Raw genomic sequence first — 14386 nt, 5'->3', positions numbered from 1 at the left:
TTCCCGCTCGGCTAAACCGGCGTACGTGCACTCCCAGATGACGTCCGGGACATCGGCCTGTTCGATGCCGGCCTCGGGCGGCACGGGCACCCAAATCCGCCCGGTGGGCACGCCGAGGGCCGCGAGCCGGCGCGAGGCCGCGACGCGCGTCTCGAGCACTTTTTCTCGCAGCCCGGGTTTGGCGAAATAACGCTGGTGCACCAGGATCATGGCCGCCTCCCGTTCCACCGTCATCGGGTCCATCCATTACTGCCAGGAGGTGCACATATCCTTTGCGGGCAACGTTTCACTATATTTATTGGTGCGCCATGCCTTCCACTAGTGGGTGAAGACCACAATGAACGGCCCCGTAGCGCAATTTGTGGCCCTGACCTCTCACGCCAATGCATTCCTGCAGGGGCGAATCGTTCCTCCGTTTTTCCCGAGCAACTCCACCTGTTCGTTCTGCGATTGGATCAAGTTTTTTGGTGTGTCGAAGGCCCTCTGGGGCAGGATTCGAGAGGAGGAGGTCGCCAACAGCCCCGACGCATGGTTTGCGTACTTGAAAGCGGCCAATGTTTCCGCGATCCGTTTGTTGCGCACGCCGCAGAACCATCCGAAGATTCCAGATAGAATGTCGGCCGGATTGGTTGGGGGCGGCGGGATATGGACGATGGAGGCGATCCGGCAAAATAGGAAGAGCGCGATCTGGCTGTCGCGGTGGGAGGTTTGGAATCAGAATGCCCCCGAACGTCGGATCTGGCGGGTCTCCTATCGCCGCGTTTCAGAAGCGCGATCTTCGGCAACATCAGTGGACCTGGAGTCGTTGGCAGGCCGCTTTCGCACCGCCCTCGCGGACATTCGCCAGTTTTCCGAACGGCACAATTGTGGAGGTTTCACGAGTTGCTTTTCACAGGCCATTGAAATGCTCGATTCTCGGGGAGAGAAACGATATGGCTATCACAAGGACTTGGCCCCCGATGGTTGCCTGCCGCCGCTCGCGACGTGGCTGCTGGACGCGTGCCAATCGGCTTGGGTGTTCGGCGGCATGGGTTCCTGGAACGACATGGCGTTCCAGGGGGAGGCCCAGGTCGAATACGTTCGAATGTCGGAACGGCTGTTTCTGACACTGAATGAGGCGATCCAGGCGGCGGCAAATACGTCATGTGCCGACAGCGCTTGAGCAAGCACATTGGTGAGATAGCTAAACGCATTAAAGCTCCATAGACACAGTCGCCCTCGTAAAGCGTGGGTCTACTTCTCTATCCCGTGTTTCCATCAGTCTCGAATCGTGGCGGGAACGCCGCGGGCAGGATTTTCCCAGCGCCCCGGGCAACCTATTCGAAATCCCGTAGGGCGTCCGATATTTCGGACACCGCAGACGCCGGAGATCGGAGGCGTACGTGGCGAGGATCACGCTGGATCCACACCGGAAAATCGGGACCGTCGACCGCGGCATCTTCGGCGGTTTTATCGAGCATCTGGGGCGGTGCATCTACGGTGGGATCTTCGAAGAGGGCTCCCCCCTCAGCGATGCCCACGGGTTCCGCCGGGATGTACTTGAGGTCCTGCGTCCGTTCCGGATGCCGGTGCTGCGCTGGCCGGGCGGGAATTTCGTCAGTGGGTACCACTGGGTCGATGGCGTGGGCCCCGTGGAGCGGCGGCCCCGCCGGATCGAACTCGCCTGGGGCGGGGAGGAACCAAACCGATTCGGCACCGACGAGTTCATCGAGTATTGCCGGTCCCTCGGGACCGACCCGTTCATCGTGGTCAACATGGGCTCGGGGACGATGGATGAGGCGCAGGCCTGGGTGGAGTACTGCAACGGCACCGGCAACACGCATTGGGCCAATCTGCGCCGAAAGCACGGGCACGCGGAGCCGTTCGCCGTGAAGTATTGGGGGCTGGGCAACGAAATGTATGGGAAGTGGCAGATCGGCTCGCTCAGCGCCGAGGACTATGTCAAGAAAGCCCGGCAGTTCGCCGCGATGATGAAGTGGACCGACCCAAGCATCCAGCTGGTGAGCTGCGGACAGCAGGGGTGGAACGATTGGGATCGCATCGTGGTGGAAGGGCTTGCCGACATCGTGGACTACCACTCGATTCATATTTATACGGGAAGCGATCACTATTACACGAACGTGTTCCATCCGCACCAGGCCGACCGCGCCCTCCGCATCTGCGAAGCGATGATCGAACGCGTCCGCTATGAGAAGCGCATTGACCATCCGATCTACATCGCCTATGACGAATGGAACGTCTGGTACCGGGAGCGGAGCCCCGAGGCGCGCCGGTCGGGCCTCGAGGAGCGCTACGATCTCTCGGACGCCCTGGCGGTGGCGACGTTTCTCAACATTTTCATTCGACACTGCCGCAGCGTGCGTATGGCCAACGTGGCGCAGCTGGTCAACGTCATCGCCCCGATCATGACCACCCCCCGTGGGCTGTTTTTGCAGTCGATCTATCATCCGTTCCGCCTGTATGCCGAGCACACCCGCGACATCGCCCTCGACGTCCACGTCGAGTGTGATGCCTACACATTCGCCCCCGGGGAAGAGGACGAGTCGGTTCGTCCTCACCGGGTCGCGGACCTAGGCCCGTTTGCGTTGCTGGACGCGACGGCGACCTGCGACGTCGAGGGACGCGAGGTCAGCCTGGCGGTTGTGAACCGCGACCGCGGCCGCGCCATCGCCACGACAATCCAGGTGGAGAACGGAGCGATCGGCACACCGGTCCTTGTGTACGAAGTGAACGGCGAGGACCCCAGAGCCGTGAACTCGTTTGAGCACCCCAAGGCGGTCGACGTGCGGGAACGGCGCGTTGAGGGGGGCGGTGGCCACCATCTCACCTATGGGTTTCCGGCGCACTCGGTGACGATAATGCGGTTGCCCATTGGCTGAACCTGTGGAGGGAACGGTTGCCAGAGGAGGCAGATGAAGGGAGGGAATGAGATGACGGACGCGAGACGGGGAATGACCAGGCGAAGGTTTTTCCAAGTGGCCGGAGCGTCCACCGCGGCGGTGGCGGGGGGCCTGTGGCGCACGGAGCGGAGGACGGTGACCGCCGCCCCGAATGTGACCCTGAACTTTTGGAACGGGCTCACCGGCCCGGACGGCCGCGTCATGGAGGGGCTGGTCAACGACTTCATGTCCGCGAACCGAAACGTCAAAATCGAGCAGCAGCAGATGGCGTGGACCGATTTTCACACTAAGATGCTCACGGCAGTGCCGGCCGGGCAGGGACCAGACGTCGCGATCATGCACACGTATGAGGTGCCCCGGTACGTAGAGGTCGGTGCCGTGACGGAGTTCACGGATGCCGACCTCAAGACTTTGGATCTCCAGCAGAAGGACTTCAACCCCAAGGCCTGGGAGGGGGGAATCCACAAGGGCAAGCGCTACTCTGTGCCGCTGGACATCCACTGCATGTGCATGTACATCAACAACCCCATGTTCAAGGCCGCGGGCTTGTGGGATGGGAACAAACCCAAGGTCCCAGGGACAATGGAAGAGTACCTCGCGGCCGCGAAAACCCTCACCAAGGGCGACCAATACGGGACGGGGTGGCTACAGCGGGGCGCTCCGTGGGCGTACCAGATGTTCCTCTGGCAGAACGGCGGCGACCTCTTCGACGCGGCCGGCGAACCGACCCTCAACAGCCCGGCGGCGCTGGAGGTGGCGCAGTTCCTCCAGGACTTGAACAAGAAATACCATTACACGGCGGAGGGGATCACCAGCACGGCGGACGCGTTCCGCACAGGCAAGTTCGGCATGGTGATCCACGGCGACTGGAACATCCCGGCGTTCGTCTCGGCGAAGATGGACTTCACGGTGGCGCACGCGCCCCGGCTGTTCAAGACCAGAGCGGTGTGGGCCGGGTCCCACCAGTTCTACCTGCCCGCCCAGAGGAGGCCGGACGAGACGAAACGCCAAGCCGCCATTGGGTTCATCAAGTGGATCAGCGACCACAGCCTCGCCTGGACGCAAGGCGGGCACATCCCCGCGCGGACTGCGCTCGCAAAGACGCCGGGATTCCAGTCCAGGAAGCAGGCGATCCTGGTCGAGGACACCCCGGTCTGGCGGTTCATGCCCGCGGCCCCGAAAATCCTGGTCGAGGAGAGCACCCTGCCCGTCGCTCTCGAGAAGATCTTCCTGGGAAACGCGACGCCGAAAGAGGCGCTCGAGGCGGTGAACGCGGAGATCAAGCGGGCTCGAGTCTAGCGCGCCGGCGGAGTCCGTGAGTCGACGAAGGGGTCTCGGGTGAGAGTGCCGAGCGTCGCGGACCGATCGGTCCCTCCTGCGGCCCGGCCGGCCGCGGTTCACCCTGTGCTGTCCGCTGAGCGGAGACACGAGGCGTGGACCGCCCACCTCATGCTCGCCCCCTACGTGCTGGCCTTCCTTGTGTTCATGGTGGCGCCATCCGTCTATGGTCTGTACCTGAGCTTTACCGACTACCGCCTCGGATCGGTGCGCATCCACTGGATCGGGTGGGAGAATTTCTCCTATGTCCTCACCGATCCCAAGTTCCAAACCAGCGTGAAGAATACGGTGGCATTCGTGCTGGAGAGCACACCCGTGCTCATCGCCCTCCCGCTCCTGCTCGCCGTGGCGCTGAACCGAGGGGTGCTGTTGCGGGACTTCCTCCGCGGGGCCTTCTTTCTGCCGTTCACGCTCTCGGTCTCCGTGGTCAGCATCTGCTGGTGGTGGCTGCTGGACGCCAACTTCGGCCCGGTGTACTTCTACCTCAAGCAGTTGGGAGTCCACCCACCCGTGTGGCTGGCGAATCCCGGCCTGGCCATGGCCGCCGTCGTCCTGGCGACGGTGTGGTGGACGTCCGGCTACAACATGGTCCTGTTCCTGGCCGGCCTGCAGGACATTCCCTCGCACTTGTACGAAGCCGCGCGGATGGATGGGGCCGAGGGGTGGCGCCAGTTTTGGGCGATCACCCTGCCGTTGCTGCGGCCGACGATGCTGTTCGTCGTCGTCATCCAGGTGATCGCGTCGTTCCAGATCTTCGGCCAAGTCTACGTGATGACCAACGGGGGGCCCGGTGACAGCACGCGCACCGTCATCCAACACGTCTATGAGACCGCGTTCGTGCAGCAGCGCATGGCCGAGGGATCAGCCGCGGCGTGGGTGCTCTTTTTGATCATCCTGGTCTTCAGCCTGGCGCAGTTCAGATTCTTGTCGGGTCACACCGAGTACTAGGAGGACGACTTGGCCGTCTTGGTCAATCGGGTCCCTCGGGTGCGCGGAGTGAGGGTGCAGGTTCCGATCCTCCCCGCCGTGACGTTCGTGCTGCTGCTGGCCCTGGCGGCACTCTGGCTCCTGCCGCTGGCCTGGATCGCTTTGACGGGGCTCAAGCCCGAGTCCGAGATCATCCGGCTGCCGATCCAGTGGCTGCCCGTCCACCCCACCACCGAGAACTTCGGGACTGCGCTGACAACGAGCCGGACGGCGAACATCGCCCGGGCGTTCTTCAACAGCACCGTTGTGGCAACCGGCGAGACGCTCTTCACGCTGATCATCGATGCGATGGCGGGGTATGCGCTGGCGCGGCTGCAGTTCCGGGGGCGGGCCGTGGTCTTCGGGATCATCGTCGCGAGCCTCATGGTGCCTCTCCAGATTACTCTCGTCCCCCTGTATCTGATGTTCGAGGGGGTGGGATGGCTGAACAGCTACCACGCGCTGATCCTCCCCGGGCTCTCGCGGGCCTTCGGCGTCTTCCTCATGCGCCAGTTCTTCCTCGCGTTGCCCCGCGATCTTCAGGACGCGGCCAAGATCGACGGCGCCGGACCGTTCATGACCTTCACCCGGGTGGCCCTGCCGCTGGTCAAGCCCGCGCTTGCAGCGTTGGGGATCTTCACCTTCCTAAGGAGTTGGAACGAATTCACGTGGCCGCTCATCGCGATCAGCAGCAACGAAATGATGACCCTGCCGGTCGCCCTGGCCCGGCTGCTCGGATCGTACCGCGTGGAGTACGGGATCGTCATGGCGGGCGCGACGGTCAGCGCGCTGCCGTTGATCATCGTGTTCTTTCTCGCACAGCGCCAGATCATTCAGGGTGTGGCTCTGACGGGGATGAAGGACTGACCGGTGGCGCGCATGCCGAGACTCGTCCCTGCGGTGACCCGGGCGTTTGATATTCTCGAGGCCTTTCTGAGTGAGGCGCGTCCATGGTCCGTGCCTGAAGTGGCCGCGCGTCTAGGGTTTCCGCGGAGCACCGCCCACGACCTGGTCCGCACGCTCGTCTGTCGAGGGTACCTGCGCGCGCTCGATGATCAGCCGCACAAGTTCGTGCTTGGGTTGCGGGTGTTCGAGTTAGGGAGCGCGTATGCGGCCGGCCTGGATTTGCCTCGGGAGGGCCGCCAGGTGGCCCGTGCGGTCTCAGCGGTGTGCAATGAAACCGTGCATCTTGCTGTCCTTGATGGGACGGAGGTCGTGTATATTGCCAAAGTGGACAGCACGCAGGCGATCCGAATGGTCTCGGCGGTGGGACGCCGGCTCCCGGCCCACTGCACTGCGGTTGGGAAGATGCTCCTCTCGGGGCTACCGGAGCGGGAGCTGATCGCCCGGTACGGCAGATCAAAGTCACTCGCCTCCATGACCCCGAATAGCATCACATCATTGCCCCGCCTGCGCCGTGAGTTGGCGGTTATTCGTGTCCGCGGTCTGGCATTTGACGACTGCGAATCCAACATCGACGTCCGCTGTGTGGCCGCGCCGGTGCACGATCGCGAGGGTCAGGTGGCCGCGGCGATGAGCATCTCCGTCCCGATCACGAGGATGCGACCGAAGCGGCGGGAGGAACTGGCCGCGCTGGTGAAGCAGGGGGCGCAGGACGTGTCGCGCCGGCTCGGGTTTCTGCCCCGCGCCGCCCGTGGCGTGCTGCAGACGTCTGGAGGGTGAAGGAGAGGATGGAACGGACACGCGCATTTCTATCTCGCCTAGGGCTTCCGATGGGCGACGCGCACGCGTTGCCCACCTCCGCCAAGCGGTTTCCTGATGGCGCCCAATACCGGATCGAGATCCCGAGTTGCGAGGGTCCCGAGGCGATGCGGGCGGTCATCGGGGCGGCCGACCTGCACGGCGTCGAGATCCAGCGCGTGTCGCAGGGCAGCGGGATCATGCTGCTGACCGACGACGAGATCGCCGAGATGGCCGGCCTGGGCCGCGCCCGGGGTATGGAGGTGAGCCTCTTCGTGGGGCCGCGCGCGGCCTGGGACGTCGGCGCGACGGCGGCCTCGCCCGCCGGGCGCGCCGTGGCGCCGCGCATCCGCGGCGCGGATCAGCTCGTGTATGCCGTTGAGGACGTGCGGCGCGCGTGCGCGCTGGGAATCCGCAGCGTTCTGGTTGCCGACGAGGGCCTGCTCTGGGTCCTTGCCGAAATGGTCCGGGCGTCCGAGTTGCCGCGGGACCTGGTGTTGAAAGTCTCGGTTATGATGGGCAGCGCGAACCCCGCCGCCGTTGCGGTGATGGCGCGGCTTGGGGCGGGGACCTACAACATCCCGACCGATCTCACGCTGGCGCAGATCGCCGCGATCCGCCAGGCGGTGGACATCCCGCTCGACATTTACGTCGAGGCCCCGGACGACCTCGGTGGATTCATTCGCCATTACGAAATCCCAGAGATCATCCGCGTCGCAGCGCCGGTGTATGTCAAGTTTGGCCTGCGGAACGCCCCGAACATTTACCCGAGTGGTACGCACCTGGAGGCGACGACGATCGCCCTCACACGAGAGCGGGTGCGGCGCGCCAAGCTGGGCACGGACCTGATCCGGCGGTACGCCCCGGACCTCGTCGCGTCGAGCCGGGGGGCGGCGGGGTTGGGCATCCCCGCGGTCGCCACCGCCACAGCCCGCTAGAGGCCGCCGTGAAGATCACCGACCTGAAGATCTACGTGATGGGGTCTGCGTGGCGGAACTTCGTCTTCGCCCGTCTGCGAACCGACGATGGCCTCGAGGGGATCGGCGAAGCACGCCCGGTCAACCGCGAGGAAGCCGTTGCCGCCCACCTCGACGCCATCGCGCATCGCTACGTCCTGGGGAGCGACCCGTTCAACGTCGAGGATCTGGTCCTACGCATCACGCGCGACGACTACGAGATCCCGGGCGCGACCGAAATGACCGCGCTCGCCATCGTGGAGATGGCCTGCTGGGACATGATCGGCAAAGCCCTCGGCCAGCCGATCTACCGGCTTCTCGGTGGGGCGTGCCGCGACAGAATCAAAGCGTACGCGAACGGCTGGTACCAAGTGGCGCGCACCCCGGAGGAGTTCGCGCAGGCCGCCCGCCGGGTCGTCGACCGTGGATACCGGGCGATGAAGTTCGACCCGTTCGGCGCCGGCGCCGGTGAGCTGACGCGCGACGAGTACATGACATCCGTCGCGCTCGTCGAGGCGGTACGGGACGCCGTCGGACCCGACGTCGAGCTGTTGATCGAGATGCACGGCCGGTTCACGGCGGCCCAGGCGATCGCGCTGGCACGCGATCTTGAGCGCTTCGCGCCCGGGTGGATAGAGGAGCCGGTGCCGCCGGACCAGCCCGGCGCGCTCGTCCGCGTCTCCTCCCACACCGCGATCCCCATCGCGACCGGCGAGCGTCTGCACACGCGCTCGGCGTTTCGGGACCTGCTCGCCCTCGACGCCGTGGACGTCCTCCAGCCCGACCTCACCCACTGCGGCGGCCTGCTGGAGACGAAGAAGATTGCGGCGATGGCAGAGGCCCACGGTGTGCTGCTCGCGCCGCATAACGTGGGCGCCTCGGTCGGCACGGCCGCGGTCCTCCACCTCGCCGCGTGCACACCGAACCTCAAGATTCAGGAGTACTTCAACGATTTCGCCGAGCCGTTCGTGACGGAGGCCGCACCCGGGCTTCCCGCTGTGACAGACGGCTACTTCCCGCTCCCGTCAGGACCCGGATTGGGCGTGACGCTCAACGAAGAGGTGCTGCTGGCCCATCCGTATCGGCGTCAGCATTTTAACCTGTTCTCCGAGGACTGGCAGCGGCGTCAGTCGAAAACGGTTTCGTAACCCCCCACCGCGCGGGACGGCTGCGTTCATGTGGAGGTCCCTTCCATCTCGACACCCAGCGGAAGGATCAGAGCCGCACAGAAATGGTACCACGCAACCGTGATCGCAAGGTCGACAACCTCCTGCGGCGAGAGGTACCGGCGCAAATCATTGACCGTCGAATCGCGTACGTGTCGCGAGACTGCAACCTCGTCAGCATACGCCATCACGGCCCGTTCTATCGGTTCATACGCATCACTGCTCCGCCACGCGGCGAGATCCCGGAGTTTGGTTTCTAGTACGCCGACCTTTCGAGCTGCGGCAAGATGGTGCACGCGCTCGTATTCGACATTCAAGCCATACGCCGTAACGAGAATGGCAAGCTCGCGTAGTTGCGGTGGGAGCGAGCTTTGGTCGCGGACGTAACGAGACATGGACATGAAGGCGCGTAATGCGGGCGGCTGGTTGGCGAGGATCCGGTAGAGGTTCAGAACACCTCCCCGAAGCTTGATAATGTCGTCGTAGATCGATCGGAGCTCAGGGGAGATCCCCGCCGATTCCATCACATATGGAAGCTGCGCCATTGTCACTTCCTCCCCACGCCAGGCTATCGCGAGACACCTGGAGCTTCCCTGAAGCAGAATGGGATCCTGCCCACCCGCTTGAACGCGGGCACAGATGTGCATATGATCTTCTTAGACACGAACACGTTGCCCTCGCACGCGAACGCCTACAGCGAGCCATTGGGGAGGCGTAGCGACCATTGCAGAGGATCTCTGAAGGCGGTTCCGGGATGAGAGCAGCGGCGGCCATCGGCCAACAGCCTACCTGGCAGGATGCACTCGCCGAAGCGACGACTCTGATGCCGATTGCCCCGAGCGGTGAGACCATCGACCTGGCCTTTCTCTTCGCCAGCTCGGACTATGCGGAGGAATTTCCTGAGTTGGTCGCCGGTGCACGCCGAGCCACTCAGGCCCGTCTGCTCATCGGCTGCTCAAGCCAGGGGGTTATCGGCACCGGCCGGGAGGTGGAGGGCCAGCCCGCCCTCGCCCTCCTGACGTTTTCCCTGCCGGGAGCGGTCCTGCGCCCCGTCCGCCTCACGCAGAGCACTCTCGAGCAGTACCGCGGTCCGGAAGCCTGGCGCGGGATGACTCGTGTGTCGCCCGATGACGTCACGGCCTGGTTCCTGTTTGCCGACCCCTTCACCCTGGACGCCGAGACTTTGCTGGTCGCGTGGGGAGAGGCCTATCCCGGAACCCCGATGGTGGGTGGAATGGCCTCAGGCGACCTCCGCCTCCGGCGCACCCATGTGTTTCTCAACGATGAGGTGTACGATCGCGGCGCCGTCGCCATCGCCCTCGGGGGAGCATATGGAGTGCGCACGATCGTCTCGCAGGGGTGTACTCCAATCGGCGAAGCATGGACCATCACGGGCGCGACCGGAAACGTGATCGAAACGATCGCCCGGCGCGCCGCCTACGAGGTGCTTTTGGAGACGGTGCAAGCGTTGCCACGGGAGGTACAGCAGCGCGCCCGGGGCAACTTGTTCGTCGGCCTGGCCATGGACGAATATCGCGAGGAGTTGCATCGCGGCGACTTTCTGATCCGCAACGTTCTGGGCGCGGATGCAGAGAGTGGCACCGTCACCGTGGGGGCGATTCCGCGGCCCGGGCAGACGCTGCAATTTCAGGTCCGGGACCGCGTGGCCGCCGACGAAGACCTGCGAGAACTGCTCGCGGCGGCGAAGGCCGATCTTGGGGGACAACAGCCTCTCGGGGCGCTTTTGTGCTCCTGCAACGGTCGCGGTGCCGGACTGTTCGGGACGCCCGACCATGATGCGCGGGCGGTAGCCGACCGACTCGGCCCCATTCCCCTGGCAGGCTTCTTCTGCAACGGCGAGGTCGGGCCGGTGGGTTCGCGGAATTTCCTGCATGGATACACTGCAAGCATCGCCCTCGTAGTTCGCAAGTAGGCAGAGACGGTACCATTGGCGGTTGTGTGGCTGTTGCGGCAGGACTCAGGAGACGGAGGGTCACCATGATGAAGTGGCGTCAACTCGGTACGTCGGGGCTGCAGGTCTCCCCGCTGTGCTTCGGGGGGAACGTCTTCGGTTGGACGGCGGACGAGCCGACGTCGTTCAGACTGCTCGACGCGTTCCTGGGGGCGGGAATGAATTTCGTCGATACCGCAGACGTCTATGCGAAGTGGGCTCCAGGGAATCAGGGGGGCGAGTCCGAGACCATCCTCGGCAGGTGGATGAAGCAGCGTGGGAATCGGGAGAAAGTGATCATCGCCACGAAGGTGGGGTCGGACATGGGCGCGCAGGGGAAGGGGTTGTCCCGCACCCATATCATGAGCGGCGTGGACGACTCGCTCAGGCGGCTGCAGACCCATTATATCGATCTTTATCAATCCCATATCGATGATGCGGAGACTGCGTTCGAGGAGACCCTGGGCGCCTATGCCGACCTGATCGCCCAGGGCAAGGTCAGAGCGATCGGCGCTTCAAACTACACCGCGGAGCGGCTCGCGCAGGCCCTGCAGGTCAGCAAACAGCACGCGTACCCCAGGTATGAGAGCCTGCAGCCGCTCTACAATCTCTACGACCGGACCGGTTACGAGGGGGCCCTCGAGCCGCTGTGCCGGACCGAGGGTGTGGGCGTGATCAGTTACTCCTCCTTGGGGAGCGGATTTCTGAGCGGGAAATACCGCACCGACGGCGACGTCTCGAAGAGCGCGCGCGGCCAAGGTGTAAAACGCAAGTACTACAACGAACGAGGGTTTCAGATTCTGCGCACGCTTGATGAGGTCGCGCAGGAGCATCGTTCCACCCCCACGGCGGTCGCGCTGGCGTGGCTGCTGGCGCGTCCCGGCTTGACCGCGCCCATCGTCAGCGCGACGAGCGTGGAGCAGTTGAACGAACTGATGGCGGCGCCCCGGCTCGAACTCGATGCTGGATCGATCGAGCAGCTAAACAAGGCAAGCGCCTAGCGCGGCGGTACAGGCGGCCGCCGGACGGCGTCAAGACGTGGGACACCAAAGGTCGCGTCCCGGGATCTGATGTACGCGAAAAACTAGTCGGCTTTCTGGACAGTCGCGGGCACCGCATTCTTTTTGGGCCTGAGGTTTGACTGTAGGGTTTTCTTCCTCAGTCTCAGGGATTTTGGCGTCACCTCCACATACTCGTCGTCCGCAATAAATGTAATCGCCTGTTCCAGGTTCAGGGCCCGGAATGGGACGAGGCGGATGGCGATGTCGGCCGTTGACGCCCTCATGTTGGTGAGCTTCTTTTCTCGCACGACGTTGACGTCCAGATCGTTGTCGCGCGAGTTTTCGCCGATAATCATCCCCTCATACACATCGATACCGGGTGCGGCAAAGAGCTCGCCGCGTTCCTGCAGATTGTAAAGGGCATAGGCCGTCGTCACACCCGCCCGGTCGGCCACCAGCGTACCCGTGGGGCGGCGGGGAATCTCGCCCATCCACTCCGTATAGCTATCGAACAGCGAATTCATGACGATCGTGCCGCGCGTGTCGGTGAGCAACTCGCTCCGCAGGCCGATGAGTCCGCGGCTGGGCACCCGAAAATCCAGGCGCACCCGTCCATAGCCGTGGTTGTGCATGTTCGTCATCTGTCCTTTGCGGGCGCCCAGTTTCTCCACCACCACACCGACAAAGTTCTCGGGCACGTCAATGGCGACACGCTCCATAGGTTCCATGAGCCTGCCGTCAAGCATTTTGGTCACGATCTCCGGCTTGCCCACCATCAGCTCGTATCCCTCTCTCCGCATCGTTTCGATGAGGATGGCGAGATGGAGTTCGCCTCTGCCCATGACCTTGAAGGCATCGGTACTATCGGTAGGTTCCACACGCAGCGAAACGTTGGTGAGCAGCTCTTTCTCCAGGCGCTCGCGCAGGTCGCGTGAGGTCACATACGTGCCCTCGAGACCGGCGAAGGGCGAACTGTTCACGGTAAACTGCATCGCGATAGTCGGCTCGTCAATCACGATGCGGGGCAATGGGGCCGGCGCTTCCGCATCGGTGATGGTGTCGCCAATGGCAATGCCTTCGACTCCCGCGACCGCAATAATGTCGCCCAATTCGGTGGACTCAATCTCCACCCGCTTGAGTCCGCTGAACGAAAACAACTTGGTCACCCGCGTCCGGGGTAGTGAGCCATCCATCTTTGCGATACCAACCTGTTCGCCTGCCTTGAGAGTGCCATTGAAGACGCGCGCGATGGCGATGCGGCCGAGATAATCGCTGTAATCGAGGTTGGCAACCAGGACCTGCAGGACGGCGGCGGCCTCTCCACCGGGCGGCGGAACAGTGCGGACGATCGCCTCAAACAGCGGACCCAGGTCGTGTCCGGCTTGAGCGATGCTGGTCGAGGCGGTGCCGGCCTTGGCGTTGGTGTACAAGACGGGAAAATCGAGTTGGTCCTCTTTCGCGTCCAAATCGATGAACAAATCGTACACTTCGTTCAGCACCTGCTGCGGGCGTGCATCGCCACGGTCAATCTTATTGATGACCAGGATCGGCGGCAGGCCGCCCTCGAGGGCTTTGCTCAACACGTATCGGGTCTGAGGAAGAGGGCCTTCGCTCGCGTCCACCAGTAACATCACGCCATCCACCATCTTCAGGGCGCGCTCCACCTCGCCCCCAAAATCACTGTGCCCGGGAGTATCGACGATGTTGATCTTGGTGGCATGATAGTAGATGGCTGTGTTCTTCGCCAAAATAGTGATGCCGCGCTCGCGCTCGAGCTCATTGGAATCCATCACACGTTCCACCACGGTTTCGTTGGCCCGAAAGGTGCCGCTCTGCCTCAGCATGCCGTCGACCAGTGTGGTCTTGCCGTGGTCCACGTGCGCAATGATCGCAATATTACGAATCGCTCTCGTCAAATACGTAACTCCTCAGTCTTCTCGAAGTATCGGCCCGTTACCGGTTCATGACACTCCTGCCCTAGATATGTTCCCTTCGGGGAAGCCGCGTACGACGAGGCAAAAGTGCACCCGCGAAAAGACTGGGTTCAGCATAGTTTCTCTCGATGGGAAATGCAACGAATCGTCATTCGCCTCGTCGGACAGGCCTCGACATCCATTATCGTAGAAGTATGAAGGATGTAAGCGTGCTCCGGCATGATGCGGGCCGCGATGGCCCGCTCGTGTCAAGGGAGGAGGCAAGGCTTGAAGCTCTCGATCGTCGATCAGTCCCCGGTGCCCGCCGGTGCGACACCTGCTGACGCGCTGCGTAACACCATCGACCTCGCCCGGCTGGCCGATCGGCTCGGCTACGAGCGGTACTGGATCGCCGAACACCACGGCACGTCTGGCTTCGCCAGCCCGGCGCCCGAAGTTCTGCTCGCGCGCGTGGGGGTCGAGACAACCGGCAT

At 63.5% G+C, this 14386-nt stretch carries 14 protein-coding genes; 11 read left to right on the top strand and 3 right to left on the bottom strand.

Annotation, left to right across the window (positions count from 1 at the left end):
* Positions 1-234, bottom strand: a 234-nt coding sequence (locus VFP86_05470; GenBank protein ID HET8999076.1) for a hypothetical protein, incomplete at its 3' end; no start/stop codon positions are given.
* 103 nt (positions 235-337) lie between these two features.
* Between VFP86_05470 and VFP86_05465 the strand changes: the two genes are divergently transcribed.
* The 8 genes from VFP86_05465 (at position 338) to VFP86_05430 (ending at position 9009) form a co-directional block, all read left to right on the top strand.
* Positions 338-1162, top strand: coding sequence for a hypothetical protein (locus VFP86_05465; GenBank protein ID HET8999075.1), 825 nt, complete (start codon positions 338-340; stop codon positions 1160-1162).
* 220 nt (positions 1163-1382) lie between these two features.
* Complete coding sequence (locus VFP86_05460; GenBank protein ID HET8999074.1) at positions 1383-2879, top strand: alpha-L-arabinofuranosidase C-terminal domain-containing protein; 1497 nt, start codon at positions 1383-1385, stop codon at positions 2877-2879.
* 51 nt (positions 2880-2930) lie between these two features.
* Positions 2931-4199, top strand: a complete 1269-nt coding sequence (locus tag VFP86_05455; protein ID HET8999073.1) for an ABC transporter substrate-binding protein — start codon at positions 2931-2933, stop codon at positions 4197-4199.
* Positions 4200-4238: 39 nt separating this feature from the next.
* On the top strand, positions 4239-5186 hold the full coding sequence (locus VFP86_05450) for a sugar ABC transporter permease (protein ID HET8999072.1): 948 nt from the start codon (positions 4239-4241) through the stop codon (positions 5184-5186).
* 9 nt (positions 5187-5195) lie between these two features.
* A complete protein-coding gene (locus VFP86_05445; protein HET8999071.1) occupies positions 5196-6071 on the top strand; it encodes a carbohydrate ABC transporter permease in 876 nt (291 codons plus the stop codon).
* Between the two features lie 12 nt (positions 6072-6083).
* Positions 6084-6887, top strand: coding sequence for an IclR family transcriptional regulator (locus VFP86_05440; protein HET8999070.1), 804 nt, complete (start codon positions 6084-6086; stop codon positions 6885-6887).
* Positions 6888-6895: 8 nt separating this feature from the next.
* On the top strand, positions 6896-7843 hold the full coding sequence (locus VFP86_05435) for a U32 family peptidase (protein HET8999069.1): 948 nt from the start codon (positions 6896-6898) through the stop codon (positions 7841-7843).
* An 8-nt stretch (positions 7844-7851) separates the two neighbouring features.
* On the top strand, positions 7852-9009 hold the full coding sequence (locus tag VFP86_05430) for a mandelate racemase/muconate lactonizing enzyme family protein (protein HET8999068.1): 1158 nt from the start codon (positions 7852-7854) through the stop codon (positions 9007-9009).
* 26 nt (positions 9010-9035) lie between these two features.
* On the opposite strand, the gene VFP86_05425 is transcribed toward VFP86_05430, so the two are convergent.
* Positions 9036-9572 carry a carboxymuconolactone decarboxylase family protein gene (locus VFP86_05425; GenBank protein ID HET8999067.1) on the bottom strand — a complete coding sequence of 179 codons (537 nt, stop codon included), beginning with the start codon at positions 9570-9572 and terminating at the stop codon, positions 9036-9038.
* Between the two features lie 209 nt (positions 9573-9781).
* On the opposite strand from VFP86_05425, the gene VFP86_05420 reads away from it, so the two are divergent.
* Both VFP86_05420 and VFP86_05415 read left to right on the top strand, forming a co-directional pair.
* Positions 9782-10960, top strand: a complete 1179-nt coding sequence (locus VFP86_05420) for an FIST N-terminal domain-containing protein (protein HET8999066.1) — start codon at positions 9782-9784, stop codon at positions 10958-10960.
* 68 nt (positions 10961-11028) lie between these two features.
* Complete coding sequence (locus VFP86_05415) at positions 11029-11979, top strand: aldo/keto reductase (protein HET8999065.1); 951 nt, start codon at positions 11029-11031, stop codon at positions 11977-11979.
* A gap of 83 nt (positions 11980-12062) precedes the next feature.
* Here VFP86_05415 and typA read toward each other — a convergent pair whose 3' ends face one another.
* A complete protein-coding gene (gene typA / locus VFP86_05410; protein ID HET8999064.1) occupies positions 12063-13895 on the bottom strand; it encodes a translational GTPase TypA in 1833 nt (610 codons plus the stop codon).
* A gap of 285 nt (positions 13896-14180) precedes the next feature.
* Here typA and VFP86_05405 point away from each other — a divergent pair.
* Positions 14181-14386, top strand: a 206-nt coding sequence (locus VFP86_05405) for an LLM class flavin-dependent oxidoreductase (GenBank protein HET8999063.1), incomplete at its 3' end; no start/stop codon positions are given.

The sequence above is a fragment of the bacterium genome, from assembly GCA_035703895.1.
Classification (GTDB): domain Bacteria; phylum Sysuimicrobiota; class Sysuimicrobiia; order Sysuimicrobiales; family Segetimicrobiaceae; genus Segetimicrobium.
Note: the sequence above shows the minus strand (reverse complement) of the source record. Positions and strands in the feature narration are given on the sequence as shown.